Below are 16,467 nucleotides of genomic sequence, written 5' to 3'. Positions count from 1 at the left end.
TTACAGTATCCTCACAGCCTGTGAAGCTTACCGCTTTTAAAGCAGACCGCAACGGCGTTTACTGCGTTCTTCCGCTTCCTGATATAACGAAAATTCATCCCGTACTGCACATCCCAGCGCCTGTTCAAAGGCGTCGCGGCTGGCATTGCCGTGGCTTCTGGCCAGCGTTTCATTTCCCAAATTCGACTGAAAAATGCCGGCTGCGCTGACCGGAAGAAAATCTTCATAGGTAATCGGCTGCGCGATCACCCAACCGCGCTCAATAAGCGGCTGCGGATCGTCGCCAGGATGGATCGCCTGACGATGCGCCTCGCCGGAAGGCGTTAAGCGATAGCGGAACCAGGCAAGCCCCTGCTGGCGAAGCAGAAATTCGCTATCCGGAAAGGCGTTAAAGACCTCCCGCAAATGGAGTTGATGCGTAAAGTTATCCTTACCCGTTCCCGCCTTGTGCAACAGTTCGTCATATAATCGACGACCTTTTGGCGTCAGCGCGACGCCACGTTGCTCAATTTCGCCGAAGCGCGCCGTGTGCGTACCCTGCTTTTCATCAACGAAGAGCACCTGCTCTTCCAGTGCTTTGAAACTGGTTTGCCGCAACAGAATAGGTACTTCGCGGCGAGGCGGACCTTCGATAAGAGTTTTAGGCGTAATGCCGCACTCCGGCATCATGGCCTGTACCCGGTCGATATCCAGAGTACGCGGCGTCAGATGGTTAATGTGACATCCCGGGAAACAGACCACGTCGGCAATTAAACGATGCTCACGATGCAGGCTGAGGTACGTTTCTTCATCAACGGTAGCCTGACGATGCCAGCGAAAAGTCTCCAGCGTTTCACGGACGAACTCTTCGGCCTGAGCAGCGCTAAAACCGCCCTGCTCGTCGTACTCATCCAGCAATTGTCGGCAGCGCGATGTAAAAATATCCCGCTGCGATAAGATTTCCGCCGCCCGCTGGCGTAATGCCGCGTTTTCAATGAGCTCCAGGCGTAATAGCGAAGTGAACATGCGAAAGGGATTACGCGAGAGCGAAGCCTCGTCAATGGGACGAAATGCCGTGGAGTGCACAGGCACGCCCGCCTGAGAGAGATCGTAATAACTTACTGGGTACATCCCCATGATGGCGAATATCCGACGCAAGGTAGAAAGTTCTTCTGCGGTGCCAACACGAATGGCGCCATGTCGTTCCACGTTCAATCGCGCCAGTTCATCGGCATTAGCCAACTGCTCATGCAGTTTGGGATTATTTTCCAGCACCGCCAGATTCACGTCAGCCACAAGTTCCAGTAACGTACCGTACTGCGGAACTTCCTGCTGGTACATTGCCGACATTGCCTGCGAAAAGTGTTCCCGAATCTCATCTGCCGTGATGGTGTTCGCCATAATGTCATGCCTCCAGTGAATGTTACCTGGAGTGTAGAAAACCTCATCCATTCCGGGGAGAAGAATTTATAAAGTGTGATCCGGTCTGAATTCATTATGCAGAACGGATTGACATGAGCTGGCGTATCCCCGACCAGATCGCGGCTTAACACGCTTAACGGCAGTTGAATCATCAGTAAAATAAAACAGTTGTAACTTGAAATGGTAAAATGTTAATAATATTTTGCTATCAGGTTATCAAAAACAAACAACTTTACTTGTCACCCGCACGGCTCTGTTTTTAACATCGCTTATGGAAAAAAATGGTCTGTTTAGTCAGCGCATTCGGTTGCGCCACCTTCATACATTTGTCGCCGTTGCGCAACAGGGAACGCTGGGGCGCGCGGCTGAAACCCTTAACCTGAGCCAGCCAGCGCTTTCTAAAACGCTGAACGAACTGGAACAACTCACCGGAACCCGTCTGTTCGAACGCGGGCGACTGGGCGCGCAATTAACGGTTCCTGGCGAACAATTTTTGACTCATGCGGTAAAAGTATTAGATGCATTGAATACCGCCGGGCAGGCGCTGAATCGCAAAGAGGACGCCAGCGCCGATGTGGTGCGTGTTGGCGCGCTCCCCACCGCTGCGCTGGGTATACTCCCGGCGGCTATTGGGCGGTTCCATCAACAGCAAAAATCGACCTCGTTACAGGTCGCGACCATGAACAATACGATGTTGCTTGCGGGTCTCAAGTCAGGCGAGATCGATCTGGGTATTGGCCGCATGTCAGACCCGGAATTAATGGGCGGTTTAAATTACGAACTGCTGTTTTTAGAATCGCTTAAATTAGTGGTACGCCCCGGTCATCCCCTGTTACAGGAGACGATCACGCTCAGTCGGGTTATGGAATGGCCGGTAGTCGTCTCGCCAAAAGGCACGGTACCGCGCCAGAATGCGGAAGCCCTGTTGCAAAGCCAGGGGTGTAAAATGCCTGCCGGATGTATCGAAACGCTATCCGCATCGTTATCACGACAACTTACCGTAGATTACGATTACGTCTGGTTCGTCCCCTCTGGCGCGGTTAAAGAAGATCTTCGCCAGGCAACGCTGGTCTCATTACCCGTGCCGACCCAGAGCGCGGGCGAACCGATAGGTATTCTTACGCGAGTTGATATCCCGCTCTCAACCGGGGCGCAAATGCTGATTGCGGCGATCCGTAAATCGATGCCGCTGTGATAGCGGCTGTCGGACATTAACCGCGCCCGCGGCTAAAATAGCCCGCTGGCGCGACGCTTACTAAAGGAAGGATGATCGCATCGTCGCGCCAGTATCCTGTAAACGAAACGCATCAACGGCTTGCGTCAAACGGGCAGCCTGTTCTTCAAGCGAAGCTGCCGCCGCGGACGCCTCTTCTACCAGCGACGCGTTTTGTTGCGTAACCTTGTCCATCTCAGAAATCGCCTGACTGACCTGAACAATACCGCGACTTTGCTCATCAGAGGCTGCCGCGATATCGAGCATAATATCGGTGACGCGTTTGACGGCATCCACAATCTCATTCATGGTGCTCCCCGCAGCGATAACCTCTTCAGATCCTTGTTCAATCAGGCTGACCGATGCGCCGATCAAGCCTTCAATCTCTTTTGCCGCCTGCGCGCTGCGACTGGCGAGGGTACGAACCTCACTGGCGACCACCGCAAAACCGCGTCCTTGTTCCCCGGCACGTGCCGCCTCGACCGCCGCGTTCAGCGCCAGTATGTTGGTCTGGAAAGCGATACTGTTAATGACGGCGGTAATTTCCGAGATTTTTTTCGAGCTGGTGGAAATATTCCCCATCGTTTGTACGACCCCGGAAACCATCTGGCCTCCGCGACTGGCTTTACCGGAAGCATCTTCCGCCAGTTTGCTGGCGTGATGCGCATTATCCGCATTCTGCTTAACGGTTGCCGTCAACTGTTCCATACTGGCCGCGGTTTGTTCAATGGCGGCAGCCTGCTGTTCAGTACGAGAAGATAAATCCGTATTACCGGCGGTAATTTCGCTGGTGCCTCGATAAATTTCCTCCGCCCCCTGACGCACCGCCCCTACCGTTTGTTGCAACGCATGCTGCATCTGCTGAAGATGATGACTCAGACGACCAATTTCACTGCGTCCTGTGGGCTCGTCAGCCATGGTCAGATCGCCCGCCGCAATGCGTTCGATACGTGACGCAGACTGCTGCAAGGGTTGTATCACCGTGCGACGCAGCACCATGAAGGTCATTAACGTCAATACCAGCGCCAACGTAAATGCGCCAATCATAAACATCATACCGAGCCGGGTACGTTGGTAAGCCTGCTCGCTAAGTAGTCTCGCCCGCTCGGTGCGCAGTTCAATCGCTTTCAACAGGATATGGTTATATGCGGCATCCAGTTGTTTTGCCTGCTCGTTTTCATGATTAATGATCGCTTCGAACATGCCATTTTTGGCAAATTTCAGCATCGGTTGCAGGCCGTTGATATAGGCGGTGTAACGGGCGTTTAACTCGTTATCCAATGCATCATCGGCGGGTGTTTTCACCGTTCTGGACATATAAGCGTTAAAGCCGTCCTGAGACTGCTTGATCCGCGTTTCCGCAGCGGCAATATTGGCTTTCATTTCATCCATTTCAGCAATCCGGCTCGCCGCGCCAGCGTGGATCATATTGATACGTGCGGTACGTAAGTGGTTAGCGCTGTTGGATAATCCCATCCGTACCTGAATCTCGTCCGTGACATCACGCTGATCGCGATCGGCCTGTAACAGAAAATAGCCTGCCAGCCCGGCGCTCAAAGCAAAAAGAAGAAGGATGCCACCGAGAATGGAGGAAAACAGCGGAACCAGCCGAATATGATGCAGGAAGCCCAGTTTATGCGAGGCTTGCATCGAAAATGTGTTGCCCATGACCGTCGACTCTCTTGTAAGTTTTATGCGTAAAACACGCCCGTTAGATAGTCATCGGCACTTCATGACGTTTGCTTACCGCGAAAAGCATCGCCTTCGTCACATTTTCACAACATTCATTCCAGAAAATTCAGAAAAGCGCCAGCGGAAAATCCGCTGGCGGATGAATCAGTTATCGCTAAAGTGGATAACAGTACGGATGGATTTACCCTGATGCATCAGTTCAAAGGCATCGTTAATCTGCTCCAGCGGCAGGCGGTGAGTAATAAAAGGATCTAAACGGATTTTACCGTTCATCGCATCTTCGACCATCCCTGGCAGCTGCGTGCGCCCTTTCACGCCGCCAAAAGCGGAGCCACGCCAGACGCGACCAGTCACTAGCTGGAAGGGACGGGTTTTGATTTCCTGCCCTGCCCCCGCTACGCCAATAATAATGCTTTCGCCCCAGCCTTTATGACAACATTCCAGCGCCGCTCGCATCACGTTAACGTTGCCGATACATTCAAAACTGAAATCTACGCCGCCATCAGTAAGCTCAACAATAACGTCCTGGATCGGTTTGTCGTAATCATTCGGATTAATAAAGTCCGTGGCCCCCATTTCGCCCGCCAGCGTAAATTTTTCCGGATTCGTGTCGATAGCTAAAATACGCCCGGCTTTAGCCTGAACCGCGCCCTGAATAACCGCCAGCCCAATACCGCCTAGACCAAAAACGGCAACGGTGTCGCCCGCTTTCACTTTAGCGGTGTTATGGACGGCGCCAATACCAGTCGTCACACCGCAGCCCAACAGACACACTTTATCCAGCGGCGCCTGCGGGTTCACTTTCGCCAGAGAAATTTCCGCGCAAACGGTATATTCGCTGAACGTGCTGGTTCCCATATAGTGATAAACGGGTTCGCCGTTATAAGAAAAGCGGGTAGTGCCATCCGGCATCAGCCCTTTTCCCTGAGTGGCGCGTACGGCCTGACAAAGGTTAGTTTTACCGGACTTACAGAACTTACACTCGCCGCATTCCGCCGTGTACAGTGGAATAACATGGTCGCCGGGTTTCAGGCTGGTGACCCCCTCGCCGACCTCAACTACCACGCCGCCGCCTTCGTGACCCAGGACTGCCGGGAATACGCCTTCCGGATCATCGCCGGAAAGGGTAAAAGCATCGGTATGGCAAACGCCGGTATGGGTGATTTTGACCAGAACTTCGCCTTTTTTCGGCGGCGCAACGTCAATCTCGACAATTTTTAGCGGCTGACCGGGACCAAAAGCAACTGCTGCACGTGATTTCATATATCTCTTCCTGTTACGGTGAGGGAAATTGTTATTTTAGATAAGCGCGAAGGAGATGGCCGATTTCCGCCATCCGAACCGCGCGCTGATCTGGCGTAGTTTCCCCGCTGACCAGCTCATCTTTCAGATGGATTTCAACCATTTCACTCATCAGGCCATTAGACGCGCCGCGCACGGCGGCAATCTGTTGCAGAATCGCCAGACAAGGTTCGCCAGACTCAAGCGCCCGCTCCAGCGCTTCGACCTGCCCGCGTATGCGACGAACACGGGTAAGGATACGTTTTTTATCTTCAGGTGAATGCGGCATTCGACCTCCATATACTATAGGGGGGTATACTATCAGAATTTTATATTTATGTAATTGTAAAATTACACACAATATAAAAATCAATAGCTTATAGCTTTCCGGCATAGACCATTAAGAATCAGTTCACATTCAGCATATTCAGCTCACGGGAACTTTTTCAGGCCACAGACAATAAACACCAAAGCTTTCTTTCTAAGCTGCAATGTTCTGCCCGACTGGGGCACAGAGGTAATGCCGGTAAATCCAGTCCCATTACCCAGAAGTAAATATTTGCTTAATAGTTTTTATTTACTCACCAGGTGGTAATGAATAAAGGTTATGATATGCAGATGTCAGTCTTGTAAGAACGTAACATCACAACTGCGATACACCGCCGACGGGTAGCGAAAATATCTCAACCCTGTGTCTTTCCAGACTTAGTTAATAGTGGACAAAAAATCAAATGAGCGTTATTTGAAAGATTTTTAATACCCAAAAGCGTCATCATTATTGTTAATTTGAAATCAATCTCAGGTAATAATCCATGCCTATTTCGATTTGTAAACATGGTGCTCCTTTTGTTGTTCAACATGAAAATCGGTACGGTTCCGGTGCAAGTCAGTCATCATCACTTTTCAAATCAATACGCCATATTAGCAACTCTCATGAGGCAATAAACTTTATAAGTTGCTATAGTGCAAATGGAAGCTGTTTTTCCAATGCACAGATGCTAGCCAATGCCTCAGGGAGCCCTGTTATAGGCTACTTTGGGAAAATAAATAAGTTAACAGCCAATCTGGATAATAGCGGTCGTATATTCCGCCCACAGCATAAGCTTGCGGCCAGGATTTGTTATGTAGGTAATCGGCTTCTGAGCGGTCCAATTCAACTTGGGTTTGGCCTGAAACATCTGCTAAACTGCCACTCAGATGGTAATGTCAGATAAAGTGTCATGCCATGCCCTTCCCGGCATTGCTATTCCACAGCCTACAGATATAGGCGCTCAGTTCTTTCTCTAATCTCTGCCATGGGAAGCTCTGGCGTCATTTCACGCTCTTGCCAACCAGTATTTTATTAAAGTCTGACTTTTACCAGGGTAATTTCATAAGAGTGTCCATCTTCTGGTCTAAAAATAATAAATCTATTGTTATTTTTAGTAAAGGATTTCGACAAAATAAAACTATCATGATACCTGGCCAGGACGTAGTACCAGCCTCCATCATACAATATCATTTCGTATTCTTTCTTTAATTGTGGCTTATAGATCCCAACAAAAAAAGAAAATATAAAAAAATATATAATAAAACCAATCATAACTATAGTGAAACAATGTCTTCGCACCCAACTGAGTTGCGTAAAACAAATCACTGGCATCAATTTACTATAAAAACGCATCCCCACCGATAGGCATAAAGCCACCAGTAAAATGATAAAAAAAAGCTCCCACAAAAACGATTCTGTTAAGAGAGAAAACTCGATAACAATTGGAATAAAGAACAAAACCGCTGCCAAAAAAAGGCGTAAGAAGCTAAGGTCGTGGATACGTGCTTTTTGCTTTACTAAAAAAAATAATAGAATACCCACTCCCCACGCTATTATGAATATAGCCATCAGGCTAATCGCATGGAATAGACTTCGGGCAATGTTGTCAGGGCCGACGCCTACATACCACCACGGGAAACCATAGTACGCGGAGACGCCCCAGCCATAAAAATAGGCGCTCCCCCATCCCAGACCACCTAAATAGGCCAAAAGCATTGAAGAGTTTTTAATAATTGAATCATCACTCATTATAGTTAACTCACTTAAGAAATATTTAATATGAAAATAGAAATCAACACGTTATATAAAACACCACCCCCTTGGAAATAATAGCTTGATGATAAGCTTACCTAATTTTCCTGAGTATCAAGCCAGCTCATACCCACGCCAGCACACTAAAATCAGGAGTGGCTACTTTTTTTAGAGGTTTGCCTTAACCAGACGCACAGTCAATAATGATAGCAGTCAGATAATATGTACCCGGCATTAACCTCACGTTGTTGATGATATATTTACTTCGTTGAAAAATAATAAATATTGCATGTGTTTTTTTGGCGGCGACAAACTGTAAAAGAAGCGCAATTCTATATACACCATTTACCTGATTACTTTTCTTGCTAATATTTGTTAATTAATGTTTTGCTAAAGCGTGATTAATTAGTAAGGAGGACACTATGCCATTGAGTGTTGGACAGGGTTATTTCACATCATCTATCAGTGCTGAAAGATTTAATGTGATAAAAGAAAGCGCACGCCCTCCGGAATTAAGTTTATGGGAGAAAATCAAAGCATATTTCTTCACCACTTACCATGCAGAGGCGCTCGAATGTATCTTTAAACTTTACCACTATCAGGAACTGAATCTAACACCGGTACAGGTTCGCGGAGCCTACATCAAACTTCGAGCCTTAGCGTCTCAGGGATGTAAAGAACAGTTTATTATAGAATCACAGGAACACGCCGATAAGTTGATTATTAAAGATGATAATGGTGAAAACATTTTATCTATTGAGGTTGAATGTCATCCGGAAGCTTTTGGTCTTGCCAAAGAAATCAATAGATTACATCCCAAGCCAAAAAATATTTCTTTAGGTGATATTACCAGACTGGTATTTTTTGGCGACAGTTTATCTGACTCCATGGGGCGTATGTTTGAAAAAACACATCATATCTTACCCTCCTATGGTCAATACTTTGGCGGAAGGTTTACTAATGGATTTACCTGGACTGAGTTTTTATCATCTCCACACTTCTTAGGTAAAGAGATGCTTAATTTTGCTGAAGGGGGAAGTACATCGGCAAGGTATTCCTGCTTTAATTGCCTCGGTGACTTTGTATCAAATACGGACAGACAAGTCGCATCTTACACCCCTTCTCACCAGGACCTGGCGATATTTTTATTGGGGGCTAATGACTATATGACACTACACAAAGATAATGTAATGATGGTCGTTGAGCAACAAATTGATGATATTGAAAAAATAATTTCCGGTGGAGTTAATAATGTTTTAGTCATGGGGATTCCCGATTTGTCTTTGACGCCCTATGGCAAACATTCTGATGAAAAAAGAAAACTTAAGGATGAAAGCACCGCTCACAATGCCCTGCTAAAAACTAATGTTGAAGAATTAAAAGAAAAATATCCCCAGCACAAAATATGCTATTTCGAGACTGCCGATGCATTTAAGATGATAATGGAGGTGGCCAGTAATATTGGTTATGATACGGAAAACCCTTATACTCACCACGGCTATGTACATGTTCCCGGGGCTAAAGACCCTCAGCTGGATATATGTCCGCAATACGTCTTCAATGACTTTGTCCATCCAACCCAGGAAGTCCATCATTGTTTTGCCACAATGTTAGAAAGTTTTATAGCTCATCATTATTCCACTGAATAATGTTCCATCGGCTGCGGTACGCCTTGAGCAAAACACCGCTCAATATCATAGTGCCGGTGGCATGAAAATATGAGGTTGTCTTTGCTGCCGGTTGGTCAATAAGTGATCCATACTCTATGTTCAGTAGGACAAAAATGGATAGAGTCGATAGATCGCCACCGTAACTACAATACTCACTATCACACTGACGATAAAGTATGTTTTGAATGGCTGCTTTTGCGTTTTATGACGGAAGAGTTGTTGACCAACAATCGCACCAGGCCACCCACCGACAACCCCAAACACCAACAAAGTGGATTCCGGCACTCTGCGCCAGGTTTTACGTGCCGCCGTTTTGTCTATACCGTAGATCGCCAGCGTTAGCACGTTGGCGAGCAGGAACCACATCGCGACGGGATGCGATGTAAAAATGCTTCCGACCGCAGCGGAGATCAGGAGTAAATAACAAAAGCGGTTAAGATACATATTATTATGTCATAGCAATGATTAGGGACATCGGAGCCCATTATACGCGATACATGCGCCTATGTGATGTAGAATTTTCTTTTCATTCAGCCAACGAGTCATCGAGGATTCATTTTTAATTACCATGGTAATCATAAGGTAATTAACGTGTTGTGAACACGATTAAAATGGGTAAAGCCACCAAAAATGTTACCACCTTAACCATTGCCAGGATAACTTAATGAAGAGCCCTCTTTATTGCTGTTTGTTATCCGGTTGGCAGTCTCAGTTTTGGATTTATTTATCGTATTTATATTTATTACATAAGATGTACGATGTTAATTTGAGAATTTTATCTCGACAACCGCATATATTAAGATATTTCTGAATTAAGATTATTGTCGATTAAAACAAGTTAACGTTTTGATAAACATAACAACATCGTCAGAACTCCTGATTTGTTGTCGTTTGTTCATAGGATAAATAATTTATATGCTTGCAAATATAGATAGCACGCAAATCAAATTAGCTCAGAAAATGTATTTGACAAGCAAAGATAAGTCTTTATATTGGCCCTGGATAGAGTGGCAAGATGATACTTAGAGACATTAAATACACCGTCACTGAAGCATTTATCTGCTTATCATGTAAATATGTATGCGTAAATGGAGCATAAACTATGTCCAGTATACTAATGTCTATGGTATTTTTACATTTTCACCTTTCATGGGGTCGCTGCACTCATATCCAGTTGATATCTCATGGTATATTCAATCCATTCCCTTTGATGATTCCTGTCAAACCTCCTGATTAAATTAGTTAACAGCGATGGAATACATAACGTTAAGTACTTTACGCCTGCAAATGTCAGGTTCACGCCCTAATGCTTAATTTATAATACACATTACCTTACTACAGGAAATAGATAGCATGTTATTCAAAAAAATTGGCTTATCGATGATAGTGTTGGGAATAATGTCGTCTTCAGCTTTTGCTGATAGCATCGTTGAAGGGAAAACACTCAATGTCGCAGTATCACCGGCCTCTCCCCCTATGTTATTTAAAAGTGCTGATGGCAAATTGCAGGGGATAGATCTGGAGCTTTTTTCGTCTTACTGTCAGTCACGGCATTGTAAGCTAAACATCACCGAATATGCCTGGGATGGAATGCTTGGCGCAGTGGCGAGTGGTCAGGCAGATGTCGCATTTTCGGGAATTTCAATCACAGATAAACGTAAGAAAGTTATTGATTTTTCTGAACCTTATTACATCAACTCTTTTTATCTGGTCAGTATGGCCAATCATAAAATAACGCTCAATAACCTCAATGAATTAAATCAATATTCTATTGGATACCCTCGAGGAATGGCTTACTCCGACCTTATCAAAAACGATCTGGAGCCCAAAGGATACTACTCGTTAAGTAAAGTAAAATTGTATCCAACATATAATGAGACGATGGCTGATCTAAAAAATGGCAATCTTGATCTGGCTTTTATAGAAGAGCCGGTTTATTTTACCTTCAAAAATAAGAAAAAGATGCCGATAGAAAGCCGTTATGTTTTCAAGAATGTTGATCAGCTTGGCATTGCCTTTAAGAAAGGCTCTCCCGTGCGCGATGATTTCAACTTATGGCTTAAAGAGCAAGGGCCACAAAAAATATCTGACATCGTCGATAACTGGATGAAATAGTAAGCTATGTCATCAGGTAATATGCTGGCTATCTTTTATTTCCTATTGGAAGGGATTGGTAATACGCTGCTTGTAACCTTTACCTGTTTTCTCTCAGCGTTTTTTACCGGGCTTACAGTCGCCGTATTACGGCGACTATCCCCCCTTCCACTACAGAAGATACTCGACGTACTGGTCTTTATTCTTCGGGGAATTCCAATACTTATTGCTGTTTTTCTTGTTTATTTTGGATTGCCATCGATTGGCATATATGTTTCACCTCTGGTAGCCATGAACCTCAGCGTCGGCTTAATCAGCGGGAGTTATCTTGCCGAGGTGTTCAGAGGGGCGCTTAAATTAGTTGAGCCATTCGAAATCACGGTAGCGAAAGTAGCAGGAATGCGTCAATTACAGATTATATTAAATATTGAGTTGCCACAGATGTTGCGATTTTCTGTGCCCGGTATTATCAATGAGTTTTCTTCTGTATTAAAAGCGACGCCCTTTGCTTATACTGTAGGTATCGCTGAAATAACGAAGCAGGCAATGTCACTGACAGCCATCACGCTGAACGGGTTACAGATCTATACTCTTGCCGGGGTATTATATTTCATTATTTATAAAATTTTTACTCTTCTGGCCGGAGTGTTTGAGAAAAAATATCGCATCAGTTGAAGCATAAAAATAGAGGTGATACTCATGGCTTTACTGGAACTAAAAGAGATAAGTAAGGAATATTCAGGAAAAAAGGTTCTTGATACGGTTAGTCTAAAAATTCAATCGGGAGACATGAAAGTAGTCATGGGGCCATCGGGTTGTGGAAAAACGACGCTTTTACGCTGTCTGCTTCGATTAGAAGAGCCTGATTATGGTGATATTTATTTTCACGGGAGAAATATTTATGACAAGGAATTTACTATTCTTGAGTTCAGAAAAAAAGTTGGTTGTGTCTTCCAGAATTACGCTTTGTATCGCCATCTTAACGTCATGGATAATATTACCCTTGCCCTATGTAAAGTGTTTGGCATGCCGGGACAACTAGCCCGGGAGAAAGCCTTACATGAGCTACAAAAACTTGATATGGTCTCGCATAGCGCGAAATACCCTTCGCAATTATCGGGCGGGCAGCAACAGCGCGTCGCCCTGGCCCGTACAATGGTCACCGACCCAGAACTCATTATTTTTGATGAGCCGACGTCTGCGCTTGATCCGCTCATGACTCGTGAAGTCGGAATGTTGATCAAGCAACTTCACGACAATGGCGTCACTATATTATGCGTCACTCATGATATTCGCCTCGCCAGATTACTAAGCGATAACGTAACGTTTCTTAATCATGGCAAAATTCGTGCAGAAGGCGCTTTTACCGATCTTGCTTTACGAGAAACGGATCCAGATATCCACTGTTTTTTTAGCGAGGCACAACGATGATCGCTGGCTGGTCTCTCTTCTTTAATGACCTGACTGAACAACTGCCACTTGTTGTGGACGGTATTAAAGAAACCTGTAAACTTGCGCTGATTGTTTCCATCACCGGTTTTTTGTGGGGAATTATTATTTTCTTTCTGAGCCTGAGCCATCGCCCCGTGGTAAAAGCCATAACTCGACTGTACATGGATTTCTTTATCGGTACGCCACTCATTCTTATTCTGTTTGTTATCTATTATGGTTTACCTCAATCTGGCATTCACCTGTCCTCTTTTACCGTGGCGGTTACAGGGTTTACTTTAAACGTCGGCGCATATAATGCCGCGTACATGACAACGGCCTATAACGCATTGAATAAATATGAAACGGAGGCCGCAGTCGTTCAGGGGTTGAACAAACGGCAGGTCTTTTTGTGGATTATACTGCCTCAGGTATTGCTGTCTTCCATTCCAGCCTTAACGAATCAGGTGATTAATAACCTTAAAGACAGCACCATCGTTTTTCTTATCCAATATACTGAGTTTTTCGCGCGAATTCAGGAGGTTGCTGCAACCAGCTTTAAATTCTTCCATGCTTACCTTTTTGCCGCCATAGTGTACCTTATTGGCGTTACCTTTATTGTCGGTTTGACCCGGTTTTTAGAGCATAGACTGCTTCGCCATTACGGTCAGGATTACTGAGTTGCACTGCACTATTCTGATTAATTCATCGCTGACATTATCAAAGTTATTTTTATTTAGTGTTGGTTAATATTTTAACCTTCATTATTGCGTTAGGTGTCCATTCTGGTCTAAGTCTTACTCCATTGAGGATATTATGGCGCTACCACAACTATCAATATGGCAGCCCGGCGATGGGTTAAGAAAAATAAAGTATAAATATCATGTTTGTCTCATTGTCATATTCTCCGTCCTTATACGGTTGCTGTTTATAACTGACCGCTACCTTTGGTGTGACGAAGCGTCCAGCGTGCTGATTAGTCGACATAGCGTAGATAATCTGCTCTTCCATGCCGCTTTTGACGTGCATCCCCCGCTTTATTATCTGTTACTGCATGGCTGGATCATATTATGGGGTGATAGCATTGCAGCGGTACGCTCTCTCAGTCTACTCTTTGGGATCCTGACAGTTGTGCTGGTTATCGCGCTTACGCGATGGCTGGCAAATGAGCGTACAGCCTTATTGGCAGGATGGTTTGCCGCCCTGATGCCGATGGCAGTCCATTACAGTCAAGAAACGCGCATGTACGCGTTAATGGGAATGCTAACGCTCGCAGCCGCGTTAGCATTGATGATGTGGATAAAAACACCCACCCATAATCGCTATCTTGTCGCGTATGCTTTACTTATGACGTTCAGCTTTTACACCCATTATTTCACCCTATTTGCACTTATTGCCCACTGGATCGCAGTAACAATATTATCCTGCCAAAGCCATAAAACGGCCTGCTACCTTAAACTTCCTGGCTGGTGGTTTGCTAACCTGGCGATTGCTGTCGCTTATCTCCCCTGGTTGCCCGTATTGTTTAATTTACTGACTCATCTGGCGCAGTTGAGAGCCGGTAATGATATCGGTTGGATTCCCCCCGTAACATGGCGTGACCTGCCTGCGATGTACTGGCATTTTTTTACCGGAAACAACGGACAGGGTTTTCCGTCGTTCATTCTGTGGCTGGCTGTGGGAGGTTTTATCGGTACTGTGGGGCGAATATCTTTATACAACGGAGAATATGAAAGATATCAGCTGATATTATTTTGTAATCTGGTCATCCCTGTAATGCTGGTCTTCATCATTTCCTGGTGGATGCCGTTATTTATCGATCGTTATTTCTTCTTCTCATCGCTGAGCATTCCTCCCCTGCTCGCGGTATTACTTACCCGCGAAAAAAAAGCGGTTTGTGGCTTCGGTTTTATCTTATTCACCTTATTATTCGGCTATGGTTCATATCATAATAATCCTGAGCACATAGACGAGTTTAAACCATTGGTAAACTATATTAATACCCGTCACCAGCCTAATGATGCCGTGGTAGTCAGTAAAATGTTCGATTATTTAAGTTATGTGTATTATAATAAGCGAGATTATCGTGCGTTTCTTTATACACCACCTAACGCACACGGAACATCAGGCAGACCGAATGCCTATGGCTTTGGTTCACTGTTTTATGCGCAAGCCGACCAGACATATATTGATACTCTGACAACGCTTTCAAAAAGTCACCATCGTGTCTGGTTGATAAGCGGCGGTAACTTTAGTCAGGATTACCCCTTGCCGTCAGAATGGCAAAATATCGCAAAATTCAGAAGTGGTAGATTTCAGGTACAATTATTTGTAATACCGACTCAACAGGCGCATCAAATGCAATGATTACCGTTTTTTATCCAGTGCAGTGATAAACAGTACTGCCACTGCCAGACCGCCTAAAAGTAAGGTCCAGCCAAACGCTTCAAAAACCTCAATCATATCGCCTCCGGGTAGGTGATATTAAATCACGATGGCTATCTCATCGTAACATTTAAAATATCAATTAATGTGCAATAATCGCTTTATGTGTATGAATAAATATTGTTCCTCCTGCATTTAATTGCATTACTATTATCATAGGGCTTAATATGTGTATATTAACGATTATTAATTATCAGCTTATAATAATATAACTGTCCAATTCATTTGCCAGCTATTATTATCCTCTATCTTCTTTAAGATAACCGCTTAACTCATAATATCGCCTTTATTCATCGCATTAAATTACTCACTCACCTGATTAATGCTTGCCTAACGATTGCTTCGTTGTTTTAATTCCAGCGCGAAATTATTTAGTGAGAGAACAATGAAGCATACACAACAATCAGGCGCAAAAGTCTATAACCCATTCACGCTTAGCTTATATGACTGGTGGGTACTCAATATCTCAAACAAATATGCCTGGAAGTGTCCTACTGATACGCGACTACTTCCTTTCTTCCTGCATCATATGGGCGAGACTCACCTGGATATTGGCGTAGGTACAGGTTATTACCTGAAGCATGCACCTGCGACTCATGCCATTTCGCTGATGGATTTAAATCCGGATAGTCTGAAAATAGCCGCCAGCCGAGTGGGTAATACGAAAATCCGCGCCACACTACAACACGATGTTTTCGACACGTTCCCGGCGGACTGGCACGGGCGCTTCGATTCCGTTTCGATGTACTATCTTCTGCACTGCTTACCTGGTGAGATGACAACAAAAGCGAAGGCAATTAAAAATGCCGGTATGGCGCTTAAACCCGGCGGCACACTTTTTGGTGCCACGATTCTGGGCAAAGAGGTTCCTCACAATGCTTTTGGCAAGAAATTGATGGCTGTTTATAACAAGAAAGGAATATTCAGTAATACCAATGATTCAGCCGATACGTTACGCAGCGTGTTGGACGAACATTTTGCTAAGGTGACTTTGGAGCAACATGGCGCCGTTGCGCTATTTTCCGCCACTATGCCACGTTCATCGTAAGTGTAGGCACTTCCGAGCGGTCGGGCAGCGCGATCATGTGGGTTTAACCCGTTGATTAAACATTGGATTACGGAATAGCAATTGCTTATTTTATTTGTCATACAAATAAGTATAATACCCGCTTCCGATGTAG

The 16,467-nt window shown here is 45.1% G+C and carries 15 protein-coding genes; 9 read left to right on the top strand and 6 right to left on the bottom strand.

Translation table 11 applies throughout. The features are described from left to right. Nucleotides 1-36: 36 nt before the first annotated feature. Nucleotides 37-1,380 carry a VOC family protein gene (locus LCS67_RS11110; protein ID WP_000024089.1) on the bottom strand — a complete coding sequence of 448 codons (1,344 nt, stop codon included), beginning with the start codon at nt 1,378-1,380 and terminating at the stop codon, nt 37-39. Nucleotides 1,381-1,672: 292 nt separating this feature from the next. Between LCS67_RS11110 and LCS67_RS11105 the strand changes: the two genes are divergently transcribed. Beyond that, nucleotides 1,673-2,596: a LysR substrate-binding domain-containing protein gene (locus tag LCS67_RS11105; protein WP_000414259.1), complete on the top strand. Its 924-nt coding sequence runs from the start codon at nt 1,673-1,675 to the stop codon at nt 2,594-2,596. 60 nt (nt 2,597-2,656) lie between these two features. Here LCS67_RS11105 and LCS67_RS11100 read toward each other — a convergent pair whose 3' ends face one another. From LCS67_RS11100 to LCS67_RS11090, 3 genes are all read right to left on the bottom strand, one after another. Beyond that, complete coding sequence (locus LCS67_RS11100; protein ID WP_031569135.1) at nt 2,657-4,282, bottom strand: methyl-accepting chemotaxis protein; 1,626 nt, start codon at nt 4,280-4,282, stop codon at nt 2,657-2,659. A gap of 168 nt (nt 4,283-4,450) precedes the next feature. Continuing rightward, nucleotides 4,451-5,569, bottom strand: coding sequence for an S-(hydroxymethyl)glutathione dehydrogenase/class III alcohol dehydrogenase (locus LCS67_RS11095; RefSeq protein ID WP_000842138.1), 1,119 nt, complete (start codon nt 5,567-5,569; stop codon nt 4,451-4,453). Nucleotides 5,570-5,600: 31 nt separating this feature from the next. Next, a complete protein-coding gene (locus LCS67_RS11090) occupies nt 5,601-5,876 on the bottom strand; it encodes a metal/formaldehyde-sensitive transcriptional repressor (protein ID WP_001120770.1) in 276 nt (91 codons plus the stop codon). Nucleotides 5,877-6,399: 523 nt separating this feature from the next. Here LCS67_RS11090 and LCS67_RS11085 point away from each other — a divergent pair. Further along, nucleotides 6,400-6,801, top strand: a complete 402-nt coding sequence (locus LCS67_RS11085) for an effector protein (RefSeq protein WP_077905323.1) — start codon at nt 6,400-6,402, stop codon at nt 6,799-6,801. A 128-nt stretch (nt 6,802-6,929) separates the two neighbouring features. Here LCS67_RS11085 and LCS67_RS11080 read toward each other — a convergent pair whose 3' ends face one another. Next, on the bottom strand, nt 6,930-7,646 hold the full coding sequence (locus LCS67_RS11080; RefSeq protein WP_001527697.1) for a hypothetical protein: 717 nt from the start codon (nt 7,644-7,646) through the stop codon (nt 6,930-6,932). Between the two features lie 425 nt (nt 7,647-8,071). Between LCS67_RS11080 and sseJ the strand changes: the two genes are divergently transcribed. After that, complete coding sequence (sseJ, locus tag LCS67_RS11075) at nt 8,072-9,298, top strand: SPI-2 type III secretion system effector SseJ (protein WP_001131418.1); 1,227 nt, start codon at nt 8,072-8,074, stop codon at nt 9,296-9,298. Between the two features lie 120 nt (nt 9,299-9,418). Here the strand turns inward: sseJ and LCS67_RS11070 are convergent, their stop codons facing one another. Beyond that, complete coding sequence (locus LCS67_RS11070; RefSeq protein ID WP_000281190.1) at nt 9,419-9,763, bottom strand: DUF1294 domain-containing protein; 345 nt, start codon at nt 9,761-9,763, stop codon at nt 9,419-9,421. Between the two features lie 909 nt (nt 9,764-10,672). On the opposite strand from LCS67_RS11070, the gene LCS67_RS11065 reads away from it, so the two are divergent. From LCS67_RS11065 to LCS67_RS11040, 6 genes are all read left to right on the top strand, one after another. Next, on the top strand, nt 10,673-11,434 hold the full coding sequence (locus LCS67_RS11065; RefSeq protein WP_000897695.1) for a transporter substrate-binding domain-containing protein: 762 nt from the start codon (nt 10,673-10,675) through the stop codon (nt 11,432-11,434). Nucleotides 11,435-11,440: 6 nt separating this feature from the next. Continuing rightward, the gene (locus LCS67_RS11060) at nt 11,441-12,088 is read left to right on the top strand and encodes an amino acid ABC transporter permease (protein WP_031569143.1); all 648 of its coding nucleotides are present in this window, start codon (nt 11,441-11,443) and stop codon (nt 12,086-12,088) included. A 24-nt stretch (nt 12,089-12,112) separates the two neighbouring features. Further along, nucleotides 12,113-12,844 carry an amino acid ABC transporter ATP-binding protein gene (locus LCS67_RS11055; RefSeq protein WP_001185903.1) on the top strand — a complete coding sequence of 244 codons (732 nt, stop codon included), beginning with the start codon at nt 12,113-12,115 and terminating at the stop codon, nt 12,842-12,844. Next, nucleotides 12,841-13,521, top strand: coding sequence for an amino acid ABC transporter permease (locus LCS67_RS11050; RefSeq protein ID WP_000560165.1), 681 nt, complete (start codon nt 12,841-12,843; stop codon nt 13,519-13,521). Before LCS67_RS11055 ends, LCS67_RS11050 begins: the two co-directional genes overlap by 4 nt. Nucleotides 13,522-13,657: 136 nt before the next feature. Beyond that, nucleotides 13,658-15,208, top strand: coding sequence for a glycosyltransferase family 39 protein (locus LCS67_RS11045; RefSeq protein ID WP_031569148.1), 1,551 nt, complete (start codon nt 13,658-13,660; stop codon nt 15,206-15,208). Between the two features lie 463 nt (nt 15,209-15,671). After that, nucleotides 15,672-16,334 carry a class I SAM-dependent methyltransferase gene (locus tag LCS67_RS11040; protein WP_001611673.1) on the top strand — a complete coding sequence of 221 codons (663 nt, stop codon included), beginning with the start codon at nt 15,672-15,674 and terminating at the stop codon, nt 16,332-16,334. Nucleotides 16,335-16,467 lie beyond the last annotated feature (133 nt).

This window comes from Salmonella sp. A7, assembly GCF_020181675.1.
Taxonomy (GTDB): domain Bacteria; phylum Pseudomonadota; class Gammaproteobacteria; order Enterobacterales; family Enterobacteriaceae; genus Salmonella; species Salmonella enterica.
Note: the sequence above shows the minus strand (reverse complement) of the source record. Positions and strands in the feature narration are given on the sequence as shown.